Annotated in this window: 17 protein-coding genes; 6 read left to right on the top strand and 11 right to left on the bottom strand. The window is 54.7% G+C overall.

All coding sequences use genetic code 11. From position 1 onward, the window contains the following. Nucleotides 1-5: 5 nt before the first annotated feature. The 10 genes from SH248x_RS00965 to SH248x_RS00920 all read right to left on the bottom strand — a co-directional run bounded on the left by SH248x_RS00965 (nt 6) and on the right by SH248x_RS00920 (nt 10556). Entirely contained in the window at nt 6-932 is a 927-nt protein-coding gene (locus SH248x_RS00965) for a hypothetical protein (RefSeq protein ID WP_459556640.1), read from the bottom strand. Continuing rightward, nucleotides 929-1789 (bottom strand): hypothetical protein, encoded by an 861-nt coding sequence (locus SH248x_RS00960; RefSeq protein WP_459556639.1) that lies wholly within the window; start codon nt 1787-1789, stop codon nt 929-931. The genes SH248x_RS00965 and SH248x_RS00960 overlap by 4 nt, the downstream gene beginning before the upstream one ends. A 54-nt stretch (nt 1790-1843) precedes the next feature. Further along, on the bottom strand, nt 1844-3685 hold the full coding sequence (locus SH248x_RS00955) for a hypothetical protein (protein WP_459556638.1): 1842 nt from the start codon (nt 3683-3685) through the stop codon (nt 1844-1846). Between the two features lie 80 nt (nt 3686-3765). Continuing rightward, nucleotides 3766-4980: a DUF6754 domain-containing protein gene (locus SH248x_RS00950; protein ID WP_459556637.1), complete on the bottom strand. Its 1215-nt coding sequence runs from the start codon at nt 4978-4980 to the stop codon at nt 3766-3768. A gap of 2 nt (nt 4981-4982) precedes the next feature. Next, nucleotides 4983-6116 carry a hypothetical protein gene (locus tag SH248x_RS00945; RefSeq protein WP_459556636.1) on the bottom strand — a complete coding sequence of 378 codons (1134 nt, stop codon included), beginning with the start codon at nt 6114-6116 and terminating at the stop codon, nt 4983-4985. A gap of 137 nt (nt 6117-6253) precedes the next feature. Then, nucleotides 6254-8095: a glutamate mutase L gene (locus tag SH248x_RS00940; RefSeq protein ID WP_459556635.1), complete on the bottom strand. Its 1842-nt coding sequence runs from the start codon at nt 8093-8095 to the stop codon at nt 6254-6256. A gap of 10 nt (nt 8096-8105) precedes the next feature. Continuing rightward, nucleotides 8106-8465 (bottom strand): hypothetical protein, encoded by a 360-nt coding sequence (locus SH248x_RS00935; RefSeq protein WP_459556634.1) that lies wholly within the window; start codon nt 8463-8465, stop codon nt 8106-8108. Nucleotides 8466-8591: 126 nt separating this feature from the next. Then, nucleotides 8592-9371 carry a TatD family hydrolase gene (locus SH248x_RS00930; protein WP_459556633.1) on the bottom strand — a complete coding sequence of 260 codons (780 nt, stop codon included), beginning with the start codon at nt 9369-9371 and terminating at the stop codon, nt 8592-8594. 5 nt (nt 9372-9376) lie between these two features. Beyond that, nucleotides 9377-9844 carry an ExbD/TolR family protein gene (locus SH248x_RS00925; RefSeq protein WP_459556632.1) on the bottom strand — a complete coding sequence of 156 codons (468 nt, stop codon included), beginning with the start codon at nt 9842-9844 and terminating at the stop codon, nt 9377-9379. Nucleotides 9845-9893: 49 nt separating this feature from the next. Continuing rightward, nucleotides 9894-10556 (bottom strand): phosphoribosylanthranilate isomerase, encoded by a 663-nt coding sequence (locus SH248x_RS00920; protein ID WP_459556631.1) that lies wholly within the window; start codon nt 10554-10556, stop codon nt 9894-9896. Between the two features lie 71 nt (nt 10557-10627). Here SH248x_RS00920 and SH248x_RS00915 point away from each other — a divergent pair, with 71 nt between their 5' ends. From SH248x_RS00915 to SH248x_RS00895, 5 genes are all read left to right on the top strand, one after another. Beyond that, on the top strand, nt 10628-11029 hold the full coding sequence (locus SH248x_RS00915; protein WP_459556630.1) for a (2Fe-2S) ferredoxin domain-containing protein: 402 nt from the start codon (nt 10628-10630) through the stop codon (nt 11027-11029). A gap of 105 nt (nt 11030-11134) precedes the next feature. Further along, entirely contained in the window at nt 11135-12109 is a 975-nt protein-coding gene (locus tag SH248x_RS00910) for an ATP-grasp domain-containing protein (RefSeq protein ID WP_459556629.1), read from the top strand. An 8-nt stretch (nt 12110-12117) separates the two neighbouring features. After that, nucleotides 12118-13152 carry a hydantoinase/oxoprolinase family protein gene (locus SH248x_RS00905; RefSeq protein ID WP_459556628.1) on the top strand — a complete coding sequence of 345 codons (1035 nt, stop codon included), beginning with the start codon at nt 12118-12120 and terminating at the stop codon, nt 13150-13152. A gap of 143 nt (nt 13153-13295) precedes the next feature. Then, a complete protein-coding gene (locus SH248x_RS00900; RefSeq protein ID WP_459556627.1) occupies nt 13296-13553 on the top strand; it encodes a hypothetical protein in 258 nt (85 codons plus the stop codon). A gap of 70 nt (nt 13554-13623) precedes the next feature. Next, nucleotides 13624-14688, top strand: coding sequence for a WD40 repeat domain-containing protein (locus SH248x_RS00895; protein ID WP_459556626.1), 1065 nt, complete (start codon nt 13624-13626; stop codon nt 14686-14688). A gap of 115 nt (nt 14689-14803) precedes the next feature. Here SH248x_RS00895 and SH248x_RS00890 read toward each other — a convergent pair whose 3' ends face one another. After that, complete coding sequence (locus SH248x_RS00890) at nt 14804-15853, bottom strand: DUF1570 domain-containing protein (protein WP_459556625.1); 1050 nt, start codon at nt 15851-15853, stop codon at nt 14804-14806. Between the two features lie 170 nt (nt 15854-16023). Here SH248x_RS00890 and SH248x_RS00885 point away from each other — a divergent pair, with 170 nt between their 5' ends. Continuing rightward, nucleotides 16024-17142 (top strand): hypothetical protein, encoded by a 1119-nt coding sequence (locus SH248x_RS00885; protein ID WP_459556624.1) that lies wholly within the window; start codon nt 16024-16026, stop codon nt 17140-17142. Nucleotides 17143-17207: the final 65 nt, after the last annotated feature.

Here is a 17207-nt window from a genome sequence, read left to right as displayed (position 1 = left end):
GGTCATCATCCGCCGACGATATCGAGCGCCAGCCAATCGTAAATGAGAAACTCGAGTCGAATCGCCAGCAACGCGATCCGTCCCATGACGGTAAAGCCGAAGCCCGCGCCGAAGGTCACCATCAAGACGAAGATCCCGAGTCTGGCGACTTTCGCAACGGCACCTTTATGTTCGATCGAGAAGAAGAAGTAAACCAGACAGGCGAAAATGCTCACGACCACGATGATCGCATCAGACAGCTTAAACAGCTGGCTGTAATTCCCCTGGCTGACGGCTTCGCTCATGGAGGCGTAACTTGGGAAGGAATTGATCGTGTTGATGATCTGGCCCCAGAAGTCGGCTTCCAGAAATCCAATCAGACGTAAACCGGCTGTCGTTCCGATGATGAATGCCAGAGGCCAGCGAGCCATCCAGCCGTATTTGGGAAACAACCGCATCAGCAGCATGATCCCGAGAATCAGCGGCACGAAGTAAAGCCACCAGTCATGTTCATGAGCGGTCGGCAGTCCGGGAATCGCCCAGGACTGCGTCCAGGTGGGGAACAGCTTTCCAAACAGGTTGGGAATAATGGTTGTCCAGAACGAGAGAACCATCCAGTAGGCGGCCGAGATCCCGATGAAGAGAGCTTCGCAGACCTTGTAATAAGGATTGTCTTTATAGAGAAACGAGAAGATCCCAATCGTCATCAAAGCCGAAATCCAGATGCCGATCGAACGATCAACATCAACGAACGCGACCCCAGCCTCCTTATCGACTGCTGTGGCTGCTTCCAGACCGCTGCCGGTGTCGACGGCGTAGTAGCGTCCCATTTCCTTGACAGTGAAGAAGCGGGTCATCAGGACGATGCCGATGATCAGAATCACCGCCAGCCAGACTCGCTTTTCGAACGTCTTGAGATTCTGATTCGTATCAGGACGAGGAGTTGTCGTCATGCTGCACCTCGCGATCGTTGGGCAAAGTACACGATATTTCCAAGAATGATCAGCCCGATCATCAGCATGTGGGCAATCAACTGCGGTCCCATGCGACGTCGGCCTTCTTTGTAGACTTCACGTTTCGAATCAGGAGCATATTTTTCGGTCACCAAGCTTTCATACTCCGCTGCCCCTTTGATGGCTCCGAGTTGCCCGGCGAGCTGTTGAGGAATGTAAGGATACATCAACGAGGCTTGGACTCCCGTGCAACCGCCGACCAGCTTGAACTTGTGCTTGTAGGGGGTCGAAGCATATTGCACCCATTCCTTGATCCCCGGATAGCCGGACGAAACATTGATGATCAGCTTCATGTCCTGAACGCTGTTGACGTTGCGACACATCGGGATCTGATCGAGGTTGGTTCCGCGTGAATCAGTCGGATAGAGTTCGCGCAGGTTATTGACGATGACCTTGATCACCCCTTCGTAGCCGGGCTTGTACCCGAGGTTGACATAGTCTTCGCCGTATTTGAGGTCCGGGAAATCGACCTTGATGACATCGGCGATGTCATTGTCTGCCATCTGATTGCCGAGCGGGTAGATCGCCAGGAAGTACATCTTCAGTTTCTTGGATGCACAATGCAGGACGAATGATTTCGCCATCGGCTCGAGTTCCCCCGCCGAGGCAGGGTCCCAGTCCCAGGCCATGAGAACGGGATCGCCTTCCTTCAGCTTTTCAATCTCTTCAAAAACAGCCTGCGACTGGGCAGTCGCTGTCTCGGGAAACTGAAGCTTCATCAGAATGGGGATCAACACGGATAATCCCATGGCCAGGAAGATCCAGCGTCGATCAAGTTTATCGAGAAAATCAATCATGAGTGGGTACTCAAAGATGGATGCAAAGAACAGAGAAGTTGCAGACAACGAGAATCAGTCATCACTGCCAAGGTAGGAACGATCGACCCCCAGCAGAACTTTGACCGACGTCGAAATAATCCCGAGCGCGATCCCAATAAAGATCGCCCGGTTACCGGCTGTATTGATGACCGACATGATCCAGACGGTCATATTCTCAATACGAAAACCAGAGAACGGCCCTGCAGGATCAATCCAGCTTGTCAGCCAGACACCTGCGAAGGTTCGTCCCAAGAGAATGATAAATGCCGTTCCCAACAGCAGCGATGCCTCGACGTTCTTAACCCGAAATGCACGAAACGCCGCAGACGCGACGTAAAACGCCAGCAGCGCGAACACCGTCGCCATCAGAGGCTGCATGATGTACTCGTACATCCACCAGAACGGCGTGCCTGTTGCATTGTACTCGCCTGAGTAAGGGTACTTGACGACGTGCGAGGCGATGAAGAGGCGTTCGACGATCCGTGCCCAGACCATTTCACTTCGATAAGGCCCGAGCAGCAATTCCAGCTGAGCCTGCTCAAGCGAGACATTCTTGTCCAACAACGTCTGTGTCAGGTCACGCCCCAGTCGACCACTCGTCGGCTGACTCGACAGGTACTTGGCCAACGCCGTCTGTTGACCACCAGTCAAAGTTCCCGCAGCTTTCAGGTTGGTAACGAGTTGGCTGATTCTTTGTTGCGGGTCAGCGATGTATGCATCGATCGCCTGTAACTGCGCGTCATTGAGAGTCACACTCTCGCCGGCAGGGATCTCTGGATTGAGATCGGCTACGCCTGCTTGTTGTTCTTCATAGAGTTGCGTCCAGGACTTCGTTCCCGGCTTGGCGATTCCTGCTGCGTTGATAATGTCAACGAGTTGCTGTTTGGTCCACAGCGTATCGAGGATGCCGACGAAGGTCTCGCGGGCGTCGTCGTCCAAAGGTTTCTCACCTGCGTCCACGAGAGACTGCCAGTAGGCTTGCTGCTGTTCTGGTGTCATCGGTCGAACGACCGGGAAGACCGACTTGAGGGTATCGCGAGTCCCTGTCGTCATATCTCCCGTCGCAGTCAACTGACCGGAAGATTCATAGGTGACGGTCGCTGGCTTGTCGCCGTTGATGAATGCAGGCGGGACGTCTTCTGGCTTCACCTTCAGACTGACTTTTTTATTCGTCAGCGTATCGAGTTGATCGATGGCTGCTTTCCAGGGGGCATCGGATCCCATCTGCTCGAGGCTCGTTCGATCTTCTGGCGTCATCACGCCGCCATAGCTGAGTGCCCGGTGGTCGCTGTACCAGTCGAGTGAACCGGATAGCGCCACTTGTGGTTTGGCTTTCTCCGCGAGCGCCTCCATCGTGGCACGCCACTTGAGGTTGTCTGAAAAGTCGATCAGGTCATTCAACTGATTTGGACTCATCCAGCCACGAAATGTGATCGTTCCATCGGCGACCGTCATTTGTGTTCGTACAGAAGCCGGGAGTTCGATGTGGTCCGTGATTGTCGCAGGGATTTCGCCCGGTATCGTGAACGTCGCAGATTCAGGGAGTTGCGCGATGGTCAGTGGCGCGAACGACTCGCCGTAGAACTCCTGGTCAGGCGCAGGGGGCGAACCGATCTTGAACAACCCGGCGAACAGCATCGTCAGGAACGACAGCAGCGTGATCAGCGAGTAGGCCCAGCCTTTCTTGCGATCACTCACCTTGCCCAGATGGATCATCAACAAGTTGACGCCACCAAGAATAAACGCGATCCCGGCGAGGATATCGAACCAGATCGTCGCCTTCTCACCCCAGTCCTTCGTGGCTGGGATAAAGGTGGCGACAATCAGCAGGATACCGCCGACCGCCGTAATCAACAGCGGGATTGTCCGCTTCATATCAAAACACTCCAGAGGAGAGATCTGTCAGGAATTCCGAACTTGGGGATTCACAATTACTTTTTGTTACCGTCGATCTTCTACAGAGCTGTCTCTTCGAAGATGAGTTTCATCAGGTCTGGCGAGAAGAAGGCAAGCAAGCAACCCACAAGGATGCAGACCGCTGCGACGACTTTCCCCATGTCCTGCCCTTTAAGACTCCCCAACTCCTCGGGAGACCCGGACAAGTAAGCCGATGCAGCAAACATCTCTTCTCCGATCAGCGTGTAATCACAAGCCGCGACGAAGAACGGCAGCTGCGATGGCTGTGCCGTCCCCGCGATCTGGATCGCTCCGACGGAGTTCCCCGTCTCTGCGAGAATCAACGACTCCGCAAAGAATGCTCCAAAGTAGAAACACGCCGCTGGCTTTTCACGAACCATCCAGCCAGTCACATAGGCCACGTAACCAAATTGTTCGTCAGTCACGTAATAGATTGACTTGGGATCGAAGGCATCCGGGCGTCCCGCAGCCAGGAACGCCCCTTCGATCGTCTCACTGGCTGCCGTCATGACCAGAGAGCGGCACGTCGGGACTTCGATCTCCGAGTCAAAGTCAGCGACAGTGCGCGAGATCCGGGCCAGAATGTTCAGACCAGCGACCGTCTGAATATCGTTGATGTCCTGCACGCCGGGGATGAACAGGTTCTTCTTCCCCATCTCTGTGGCGCGTCCGACTGCTTCATCGATCGCTTCCAGACCGGCGACTTTGCGGACGGTCATCGGATAGCCGCGACGTGCCAGTTCGATAAAGAGGATGACGGCACTGCAGATGACAATCACGAGGATCAGCAAGCGGATCTGATGAAAGTCAAACCATGCCATGACGGGAGTGATCGATTCGGTGGTCTGAATGGGCGTTGACGTCTCATCATCGTCGGCCACGGCATACACGCGAACGAAAATGGGTTCGCCTTCTTTTAAGCCGGTGACACGAGCGTCGACAACTTCGGCGGCTTCGGTTGCATCGGCGGCCTTTTTCACTTCGAGGGCTTCTTTGAAAAAGCCGTTCACTTCTGACGACGTACGGATCGAGTAACCCGTGAAGGTCGTTTCTTCGGCTCCCGTATCATCTGGAGAGCGTTTGAAGATGACTTTGACTGCCGTCCCGTCATCCAGCGGGTAATCCTTCACTTGAATATCAGACGGCGGAGCGGGCGGGGCAGCTGACACCGTGACTGCATTCCATGCCATCACGACACACAGCATCATCCACGTCCATCGACTATTGACGAGAGTTTTCATAGTCTGCTTCATGATTACCTCGTGATCAATTCGACGTTGGCGCGGGGGACTGTCAGGACTTTGCCATCGAGCGTTTCGACCTGCAGAATACGGGCATGAGAACCCGATTCAAGTACCACCGGCTCATGCGGCAAGGCTTTCACTTTGCCGAGGATGCCGAAGTAGGGATCGCGAATCACCCGCACGGAAACACCGACTTCCATGACTCCTCCGCCTGCAGAGGTATCTTCAATCGCGTTTTTACTGACGTGTTTTGGATCAATCGGGATGACGATTTCCGGTCGCATCACCCCTGCGCGAATCTGGGTTGCTCCATTGACTGCGGCGTCTGCTCCTTCGCGAGACTTGAGAAGCTCGTAGGTCCGCCTGGCCATGGTGATATCGCCAAAGCCTTCCGTGATAATCAGCGTGATGCCAATCTTTTCCGAGCCTGTTACAGCGACACCGAGGTCGTAGCCGAGAATCGCTTTGAGATCCTGATCATCGATCCCGCCACAGACCAGTGCAGCGATCCCCAGATCAATCGCGCGATAGACCGCTTCATAAGTCATCCGACCACCGCCGATGACGATTTTGCCGCGCATCGATTCATCGAGCAAGTCGGGAGTCAACGCTTCCTCGGCTGACTTCGTCGCGATCTTGATGTGACCATACGTCTCGCCGCCGACGCCAAAGATGCCCTGAATGAACGTTGTCTCTGCTTCAATCACGACTCCTTCATTGGGGATGACTTCGACGATTGTCCCATTCAAAAAGGCCTTCACCTGAACGGGCAGCGGTTCGCCACGCAGGATGACCTGACCGGTGACCTTGGAGATCGATTCGATCTGGCCCTCATACTTGGATGCCAGTTCGTTTTTAAAGAAGCCGAAGATCCCTTTGCTGCGAGCCAGCGTCTCGCCGACTTTGACATAGTCGCCCTGCTTTTTGAGTAATGCACCAGGAACTTCTGCTGGTGGAATCGAAAGCATCTTGGAAATGTTGAGGGGGTAGACGTTCCCCGGCAGCAAGGTCTCGGCGACGACCTGCTGAGGCTGAACCTTCTGCCCGATGCTGACCTTCACCTCACCTGAGATCGGCAGACTGCGACGAATCCGCAACTGCGTCTGAGGCGAGACTTTCAATCCAGGTGTATACGCGACAGCCATTCAATGATTTCTACGAGAAGATTTTACCACGGAGGACACAGAGGAACACGGAGTCTCACAGAGAAGAATCACATGTTCTCACCTCCGTGAGCCTCTGTGTAACCCTGTGTTCTCTGTGGTGAAAAAAGGGGCTTTGATTAATTCGGGTAAAGCTCCATCGTCTCGACCCATTGTTTGATCATCTTCTGTCCCTGGAGACGATCATCTGGGAGGAGGAGAGGACGAGAGCGGGCATCAAGGATCAGGCCTGTCGTTCCGCCACGGACTTCTTTTTCGAGCGGACGACCTGGACCTGCGCCGATATCGAGACGTCCGGTTGGCTCGACGAGAACCGTTGCTGTTTCGCCTTCCCCCAACGGAATGAGTTTGAGCTCACCGCCGCTCAGGGAGCCGCTCAGATCAAGTCCTTTGCCACGAACGGTGTAACGCATCGCGACTTCGCCGAGCTTGGTGAGCCCTTTCACCGCGACGCAGGTTCCCAGGTAAATCAGACAGTCCTTCTCGAAAACTTCGAGAGCCGCCTGCGGGTGGACCGATGCGAGCACGCCCAGGTGTGGCATCATGAAAATGCTGTCCTTGGCGAGCGTCGTAAACCCTTCCGGCTCGAAGGCGTCGATCAGCATCATCGACGTCTGATTCATGTTCGGGGCATGTGACAGAACTCCTCCGGACGCCACGAGCAGGTTGAGTGTCATATTGTTGACAATCGTATTCCCGCCTGTCTGCTGGCTGAAAACATCGCCGACGGTTCGCTGCTGCTGGACCCCTTTGAGAGTCGTCGCGAATTCCTTGTGCTGCTGATACGCAAGTCGGAGAGCTTCTCGTGAGACCGCTTGCTCGAAGACGAGCGCTTCGCGTGTCTGCGGAATCGTCGTGGGACGAATCATTTTGTTCTTCACGCGGTTTCGCAGCTCGCGCTCATCCATATCGAAGTGAACCCAGCGAAGTACCTTCGCCATGGTTGCTTCCGTGCAGACGTTTGAGATCGAATAGCTCATCCCGAGGTTCGCGGAGACCGTTCTGTTGAAGACGCCATCGAAGACGGAGAAGACGTCCGTCGTCGCACCGCCGATATCAACCCCGACGGCGTTAATGCTGTCACGATCCGCGATCATCTTGAGGATATCGCCCACCGCCCCGGGCGTGGGCATGATCGGCGCATCCGCCCAGGAAATCAGCTTGTCGTACCCGGGAGCATGGGCCATGACGTGTTCGAGGAACAGGTCGTGAATTGAATCTCGCGCCGGGGAAAGATACTCGCTTTCCATGACAGGACGCACATTGTCGACGATCTTCAGCTCGACTTCATCTTTGAAGACATCCTGCACCAGTTCCGCGGCTTCTTTATTCCCTGCATAGATCACCGGCATACGGTATTCACTACCAAATCGCGGCAGTGGCTTGGCGGGAGCAATGATTTCCGCAAGGCCGACGACGTGCTTCTTAGTTCCCCCATCGGTTCCGCCGGCCAGAAGAATCATGTCGGGACGAAGCTCACGGATCCGCTGGATCTGTTCGTAAGGCTTGCGTTTGTCATTCGAAGACAGCGTCTCCATGACGATCGCACCGGCTCCCAATGCGGCGCGCGTTGCACTCGCGGCTGACATTTCTTTGACGACACCGGCCACCAGCATCTGCAGTCCGCCACCAGCCGAGGAGGTCGAGATGTAGATGTCACAACCGACGTTTCCGTTAGCCGGACGAATGATTTCGCCGTTGTCATCAACGAACTTGCGACCCGCCAGTTCGCCGACTTCTGTCACGGCATTGGTCACCCCGACCGTCACGTCCGCGACTGGTTTTTCGACAGTCGTCGGAGCTTCGCCGCGGTGCGTCTGACGGTAGTGGCCGTCGATCTTTTCGATTAGAATGGCCTTGGTCGTCGTGCTGCCACAATCGGTCGCCAGAATGACGTTGATCTTATCGAGATCAAGAGCCTTGTGCGTTATGTGTGAGTGCGACGACTGGTTGTGTGACATGGAGGGCTTTTCAGACAGGACGTTCTGGCGAGGATGACGAAGGGCTGACCGACTGATCGCGCGGACTCTTTTCCAATCGTGCGATCAACACATTCACAGAATCCGATCGCTCAAGAAAGGCTGCCCAGAGCCTGAGATCGCGAGGGCGGAACAGGCAGGAAGCAATCGGATGAAAGAAATGCAGCACTTGTGCAGAGAGGTTATTCAGCGGACGGCTCATCTCGAGAACCATGAGAGCCGGCAGTTCCAGGCGACGACGTTTGACTTCATCCACGACGCGATCAAGAAGGGCGCTGGTCTCGTCTGAAACGGCCTCATCTGTCGACGCATCGACAGCGAAGGCGTGTTTGAGCCAGCCCAATCTCGTCATCGAAATCCTTTCGCGTCCGAAGTCGTCCCCTGTCAGTCATGAGCGCAAGACAAATTTGACTATACCCCGATCAACCACGTTCGGCAACCAGCGAATGAGCGAAATCAAAGTCACAGACCAAAGCCATCATGTCACTGGCAACTTCAACCAGCGTCGAGCATTCTCGGTCGTTTGACGTGACATTTCTTCGGCAGACAGACCATGGACTTCTGCAAGGACTTTACAAGTCTCAGCCACGTAAGCCGGCTGATTGCGTTTGCCGCGGTAAGGAAGGGGAGCAAGATAAGGCGCATCGGTTTCCACAAGCAGACGATCAAGCGGAATCGTCTTCGCGATCGCTCGCAGTGACTCATTCTTCTTATAAGTCAGCATCCCGGAAAACGAGATCATCATGCCCCATTCCAGACACTTCTTCGCCATGTCCTCCGACCCGCAGAACGAGTGCATGACTCCATTCAGTGGCCCCTTCTTCACGTCATCGGCCAGCATCTCGACGACTTCGTCCTCTGCATCCCGACAGTGAACGATGAATGGCTTGCCGGTCGCACGCGAGAGCTCCAGGTGGCGCATGAAGTAATCACGCTGCGCTTCCAAGGGGGCGAAGTCCCAGTATTTATCGAGCCCGGTTTCACCAATCGCGACGACCTGTGGATGAGAGACCAGTTCCACGATCTCCTTCCAGTCGCCCGGATTCGCCTGCGTCACATAGTTGGGGTGCAAGCCGACAGCAGCGTGCACGATCGGAAATCGCCCAGCGAGTTCAATCGCGTTCTGGCAGCTGGCCAGCGTCGTCCCGATCGTCAACATGCCGACCAGCCCGGTTTCCTCAGCCGTCTTGACGATGTCTTCGACTTCGACCAGCAGCGACTCTTCATCCAGATGTGTATGCGAATCAAACAGCAGCACGAGATCTATTTTCCTGACGAATTGGAGGAGCGGGCAAAATTAATGTCTGGAAAACCAGCCGCTTCACAGGCATCGATCACATCGACAAGGGTCTGCGATTCGACGTTCGGAGATGGTTTCAGAATAACGACCGGATTGATCGCCGATTCACCAACGAGTTTCAGGGTTGCATTCAAACCCTCGAAATTGACCTTCTGGCGATTGATGACATATTCAATCTGTTCTGGATTCTCAGGCGACACAACGATTTCGATCCAGAGTTCTTTGACATCTTTTGCAGGCTCTTGAGGAGCCGCAGCGATCGACGTTGTTCCCGATTCGAAGACGGATGGCAGGATCGCTTCCCGCATCTGCCCGGATGAGGCACAGACAAAGAAAATCAACAACAGAAAGACAACATCGATCATCGGCGTCAGCACGCCGCTTTTGCTGATCGCAGGTCGCTTCTGTGATACGGAGGTGGGAATTCTCATAATGTATGTAGGGTGCTGGTGAGTCTTCGAACCGCACCAAATCCGCTGACTAAGGAACTAATCTCGCCTGACTCAAAAACCGTCGGCATTTCTCGATGTCTTTAACACCCTTCGAAGACTCAACACCACTCGCGACATCGACGCCCCAGGGACGTGTCAGTCGGACGGCTTCAGCGACGTTATCAGGATTCAATCCCCCCGCCAAGATCAACGGAGGCATCGTCTTCTTGTCGTAATCCTGGGCAACAAGATCCCAGCGAACGGCTTCCCCCGTTCCGCCGAATTGACCAGGAGTACAGGCATCGAGCAAGACCGCTCGAACCTCGAACCCTGCGGCCAGTGATTCAGCGATTCGGGCCCGAACTTTCTCCAGTGATCGATCATCCGACGTCAGGCGGCAAACCAGAATGACATTATAACGGTACAATTCCACCAGCGACTGATATTCGTCGAGAACTTCATCGCCATGCAACTGGATGCAACGAATACCGGTTGCATTGCAGATCTCGCTGATTTCCTGCTCCGTATGATTCACAAACACGCCAATCGGCTCGATCGCAGGTGGACACGCTTCACAGATCTCTTTAGCAACTTCCAAACTGACACAACGTGACGAACCAGCATAAAAATTGAGCCCGATCGCATCCGGCCGTAACGCGAAGATCGACTCCGCAGTCGCGAGATCCTTGATTCCACACAACTTCACAAACATCAGTCACATCCGCGAATTGAGTTTCTACTCTACCTGAATTAGCATGACGCAAATTCAACAAGGACAAATCAATGCCCGCCTTTACGCATCATATCTTCATTTGTGGCAATCAGCGAGCCTGTGATCACCCCCGCGGCAGTTGCGATCCGGAAGGCTCCAACAAGCTTCGCGAAGCTTTCAAAAACGAAATCAAAACCCGCAAACTGGGCCCGCTAGTTCGAGCCAACGGCGCTGGCTGTCTGGAACAATGCGAGCTCGGCCCCGTTATCGCGATCTACCCACAAGGGATTTTCTACGGCAACGTCCAGCCAACGGATGTCCCACGCATTCTGGAACAGACTGTCCAACAGGGCGTCATCCTGGATGACCTTCTGATCCGCGAAGATGAACTCAACAACCCGACCACCCCACGCGTTGTCGAACGACGTCAGCAGATCCAGGCCGCTAAACAGGCAAAACAACAACCGTCGTAAACATTCCGGTATGCCACGGCTGTGTCAGCCGTGTAAGTGGACGCTCATTGCGCGATGGCACAGCCGTGGCACACATTTGAAAAGCTCCCCGCGTCTGACATCTCTATGAACATCTTCATCAGCGAGTATCTCTGCAGCGGTGCCTGGACTCACCCGCTCGATGATGCGGGATTGCTGAACGAAGCCAAGGGCATGCTGCTGGCGACCATCGAAGACTTCTCAAAATGCCAGGGCGTCGAGGTCTGGACAACCTGGGACCATCGACTGGGGCCGTTTCCCATGACGGATATCCAAGTTGAAGTCACGCATTCCGCCGAGGAAGAATCCGCTGCCTTCAACAAACTGGTCACGACAGCGGATGCATCCTTTGTGATTGCACCGGAATTCCACGGGCTGCTGAAAGATCGCTCTTCTCAAGTCGAAACCTCGGGCAGGCGACTGCTTGGCGTCCCTTCAATCATCGTCGAACTCTTCAGCGATAAACTCGCGACTTATGAGCACTGCAGGAGTCACGGCATTCCGACAATCCCGACGTACGAGTCATTCGCGACGTGTTTGAGCAGTTCCTTCTTCGTCCACAAACCCCGTTTCGGCGCAGGTTCTGTCGAGACGAATCGTCTCGCCCATGAGGAAGCAAAAACGGCCAGGATGACATCAGACTTCGGCCCAATGCTTCTACAACCCTGCGTCGAAGGCGAGTCACTGTCTGTCGGTCTCATCGCCCGAGGTGACCAGATCGATATCCTGCCGCTGTCACGACAAGTTTTATCGGACAGCCAATCGTTCAAATACATCGGCAGCGATCTTCCGGTTTTCCCTGAGTTGCAAGAGCGCGTCGAAGCGATCGTAAGACAACTGTTACGCCCTTTGCCTTTGATGACCGGGTACCTGGGAATCGATCTTCTCTATGTCCAATCAGACGACGAACTCCTGCTTGTCGAAGTCAATCCTCGTTTGACCACGAGCTATCTGGCTTACCGCCAACTTACAGATGAGAATCTCCTCGCCAGACTTCTCCGCACAACGTCTTTACAGCCGATACGCTGGCTTGATCAAACCATCCAACTGCGACTCACCTGAAATCCACCATGTCCAACATCCTCGGCCTCGATATCGGTGGCGCGAACATCAAAGCCTGCGATCTCAACGGACAGTCTGTCTCGTTGGGTTACCCACTGTGGAAAAATCCTGAGGGGTTATCAGACGCTTTGCTCGCGTTAATCAGTCAGTTTCCCGACGTCTCGAATCTCGCTGTCACGATGACCGGGGAACTCGCCGACTGTTTCGCGACAAAGGCTGACGGAGTTCGCTCGATTGTTCAGTCGGTCGAGGTCGCCATTTCCAGACACGCAGGTCTGTCTGCCAGCTATTGGCAGACGTCCGGCGAATTCGTCGATGCAGAAACGGCGATCGAATTTCCCATCCTGACTGCGGCTGCAAATTGGCATCTCCAAGCCACCTGGGCGGGACGAGTCTGCCCGTCCGGTTTGAGTCTGCTCATCGACATGGGTTCCACAACGACAGACATCATTCCTATCCAGGACGGCATGCCAGACTCTGTCGGCTCAAACGACGTCGAGCGACTCCAATCCAGCGAACTACTCTATCTCGGAGTCCGCCGCACTCCCCTGATGGCTCTTGGTGATTCCCTTCAACTCAACGGTCAGTCAACCGGCACTGCGGCTGAACTCTTCGCGACGACGGATGATCTGTTTCTCTTCGACGGCGACACCCCGGAGTTTCCTGTTCAGAGAGACACTGCTGATGGCCAGCCTCGCACGCGACATCATGCTCATCAACGCCTGGCCCGTATGGTCTGCGGAGACGCGTCGATGATTGATGAGAGCCAGACTCGCGATCTTTGCCGGCAATGGAAGCAGAGGATGTCCGCTCGCCTCGTTAACAGCCTCAAACTTGTGATGGCATCAAAAGGTCATCCGACGTTGATCATGACCAGTGGCGAAGGTGAATTCTTTGTTAACGAGACACTGAAGTTGTTGGACATGATGAGCGAGGCAACAGTCCTGTCTCTTTCAACTCTCCTTGGTCCAAAGATTTCCGAAGTCGCCTGTGCGTATGCTGCTGCGCAGATCGCCTCCGAACGTCCTTGGCAATTTGGGTAACCATGGTTCTTCGCGCAATCTTCGATCTGACGGAAATGAGGCGTTTCACCCGCATTTTTTGAAAAATCGTTACGACCGGTCCAGTCACCCAACCGCGATGTCCGATATCCCGAGTGTCATTTCTTTCTTACAGGGATATCTCCATGACCTCTGAGTCGTCGCCCACACCACCGCAGTTCGTACTCTCGCTGGAAGGTGAGCTCCACGGAGCTGATTCCCCAGAGAATCGGGAACTCGTGCGACGCATCCATGCGTGCTATCACGCCTGCGAAGGGATCAGCACGGACGAACTCGAATCCGGAATCATCGCCGACATGAGCCGAATCATGGCCCAGGTGATTCCTCTGCTGAAAGAACGCGAATCGCTGATGCAGCGCACCGGTCTGCGACACGCGTCGTAAATCCTGCTGGTTTTCAACACTCCGACCGTCCATAATTCGAGAGTCCCCTGTTCAAGGAAGGCTCTCCCACATGCGTCGTCGACAGTCGTTTCTTCTGACCTTTCTGCTTTTGTGCATCCTACATCCCCTGGCCGCTCAGGATCTCGAGAAGGCAGCCGAGGGCTTGAATAAGCTGGGCGGGAGAAAGCCCGCGCTACCCGGTCAGCTTTATGAGCCGCAGCGCATCGGTCGCCCACTGGCGTTCGACGACTGGGTGTCATCCGCCTGCTGGCTGGACGATTCGCGGTTCGCCCTCGGCAGCTTCGACGAACTTCGTCTCTACACGGCTGATGGCAAGCTCGTAAAAAAAATAAAGCACGATGCCGGCCCGGTCAAATCGCTCTGCTACGACCGCAACACCAAGAAGCTTTTCGCAGGCTGCCACCAACGCATTCTGGTGATCGACCCCGAAACTCACAAAGTCATCTCCAAGTGGAAAGGGCATCGCGGCGAGGTCAATGATCTCACCCTGAGCGCTGATTCGACCCAACTCATCTCGATCAGCAATGACCAGACCATCCGCATCTGGGATCTAGCAAGCGGCAGTCAGATTCACGTGATCGAGAAACTGGACCAGCCCGGCTACTCAGTCGACATCAGCCCCGACGGCAAACTGCTCGCAATTGGCCTCGGAGACGAATCGTCATCGACCGCGCCAGGTCTCGTGCAGCTATGGTCATTCGAAACGCGTGAGAAAATCGCGGATCTCACGCCGCATAAAAAACAGACAACCGTCGTCCGCTTTACGCACGATGGAGCCAAACTTCTGACCGGCAGCATCGACGAACGCATTCATGTCTACGATGTCGCTACTCACAAGGCCCTCGGCTACTTCGCGGGTCACCCTCGTCCCGTCAACGACCTGATCATCCTGAACGACAACGACACCGTGATCTCAGCCAGCGGCGGCCAATACAAAAAACTGTTCGAGTTCAAAATCTGGCGCATCAGCGAAGGCGAAGCCTTGGGCTCCGTCGAGCCCCATGAAGATGCCGTCGTCGCGATCGCACTTTCACCAGATGAGAAAACTCTGGTCACCGCCAGCCACGACAAAACGGCCGTGATCTTCTCACTGAAAGACATGCCCGCCCCGTAGGGTCCGCTGTGCGGACCATCAATTCGCGCGAGCATAAAAGCCTGCGTGGTGCGTCAACCAAGACTTCAACAGATATCAAACAATGATGCCCGATTAACGGTCCGCACAGCGGACCCTACTCATTCAGCTTCGCGATAAACCGCAGAAAATCGCTTTCCAGCTTTGCGGTGTCGTCGCCGAAGAACTGTTGGAAATCAGCCAGGCGTTCTTCGCTTGAATACTCTTTCTGATTGGACGACTTCGCGACATGCTTGAGATACGCGACGAACTGGTCGCGACGCGTTTCCATCAGGTAAAACGTCAATGCCCAGGCTTCGCTGTAGGCATCCAAAACGGAGGCTCCAAACTGTGTGTCCGTAGCGACCGTGTTCTCGAGCTGGCCGACCGTTCGATTGCCCTCTGCGTACTTGCCAAACCAGATCATCCGCTCGGGATTCACGCGGCTGAGGATCGAGGCCTTCATGCTCGTCGATCTCGCCTGATGACCTTCAAAGATCATCGCCAGGCCTTCCACCAGCCACTTGGGATTATCGCCCAGACGTGAGTACAAGCCCGCATCGAAGCAGAGTTGGTGAGTCACCTCGTGAACCAGTGTATTCTCGAGTTCCCTGGTACTCGTCAGCCCTTGCTGCTCGTACAGCGCGACGCGGTGAGTCTGCGGATGATAATAGCCTCGCAGCAAAGGCGAGAAGGAAACCTTGTCTGCTTTGCAGTACGTCGCGAACTCGCGCATATCGCTGAAGACGATGACCACGAGCGGGAACTCACGCTTTGCCAGCTCAAATCCCCGGATCGTGAAAAAGTGCTGAAAGCTGCGATAGGTCTCGTCACATAGTTCCGCATAACGCCGACTGTTTTCCGAACTGCTGATCAGGACGAACTCGCCTTTCAAGGTGACTTGTCGACCGCGTCCGAATTCTTCCTGGAGTTCCGATTTGAGCTCCATTGTCGAGAATGGTTCGTAACTCGGCGAGACCTCTCGGAACGATGTGATCTCCTGCAGAAGGACCTCACGAATTCGACCATCTCGCTGCTGCAGATAACATGTTTCCGCATCATGGAGCAGGTTACGCCCCTGAATTGTCTGTTTCTCGGTCGAGAGTTCAATCAACGGCTGTTGAGCGCAGGCTGTTGAACATACAATGGCGATGGTCAATCCACTCATTAGGATGACCTTCCCCGAGCGAAAGAGCGCTTCGCAAAATGACCTGATGTTCCCCATACTTAACAGGTAGTTCAGAACGGGTCCCGCGACGTCGCAACTCGTCCTGAACACGGCATGTCAACGGTTACGAAACGCGACGCAACCGTCAAAACCCTCACAACAGGTGTTTCATGACACCCTCCTTCTCACTTCAGACATCCTTGCTGATCATGGCGATGATGTTTTCTGCATGGCCCACATTGGCCCAGGAACGCGATTCCGTCACGACACGCGAGCAGGAACGTCAGTCGCTGCGGGACGATTTTCAGTGGCCGAAGGTGCCATTCGAACGCCCCTTGAAAACGTATGGTGACGTCAAGGATGCCCTGAAGACGATCGATGGCCTCGACCTTCTGCTTCAGCGAGGCAATGATCCCCAGAGGCTCGCCAGACCATTGACGGAGAACTTTCCAGTCAGCGGTCGTGCTGATGAAATGATGGTCGAATGGTATCACGACGTCGTCGCGGACAGCGCGCTGAGTGAATCCGAAGGGATCTTGATTTTTGCAGGTCATGCCTCTCGTAAACCCCTCGAGACACCACCCGCAGTGCTACTTCAGCAGGAGCTGAAACTCATTCCTCCGCCTGGGCTGACGCCGATTCTTCTGGAGTACAAAGTTAGCCAGTTCGAGATCACCACAGACGGAGTCAAACTCGAACCGAGAACTCCAGCAGCTAGTTATGCGCTCTTTCTTTCCAATGGTCCCTCTCACGTAACCGCCACGCTCGAAGTTCTGGAACCCCTCAGCCTCGATAGAAAAGGCCCTTCCAAAATCCAAGGAGATCTTTCGCTGTGTCTCCTCAGCAAGCCGCGCAAAATTGATGCCGACCTGAAGCCACCTCAGTCTCTCAAACAGCTCCAGCGATTCCTGCGCACGGGTCGCCACCCCCATGTCGCCCGTTACGGGGACTTCAACATTCGCTTCAAATCAATCGAACGACAGTCAACTGACGCGGCTCAGCTGACCTTTGAACTGGACTACCCAGATCGCCCATTCTACTTCGAATCTCACATGACTCCCTCTCTGCAGGGCAAAACGATCCTGACGTTCCCTCGCAAAGGCGATGCGCCGAACACCCTCACCTGCGAACGATCCGGCGTCAACGGCCAGTACGAATCGCTTGATATCGTTGAGGAGACCGTGCAGCCAGTTGACTGGGATCTCCCGGTGACGGGACTGGAGATCGAAGTTCCTCCGCTTTTGAAACGATTGCAGCTGCATGTCGACGTCAACGGTCCAAGTCCATAGCTCGATTTCACGTCATCCATATTCGATGACTGTTGTAAGATCGTTAATGGATTCTCTCGACAATT

Origin of the sequence: Lacunimicrobium album, assembly GCF_052161635.1 — a bacterium.
Lineage (GTDB): Bacteria > Planctomycetota > Planctomycetia > Planctomycetales > Planctomycetaceae > SXPC01.
Note: the sequence above shows the minus strand (reverse complement) of the source record. Positions and strands in the feature narration are given on the sequence as shown.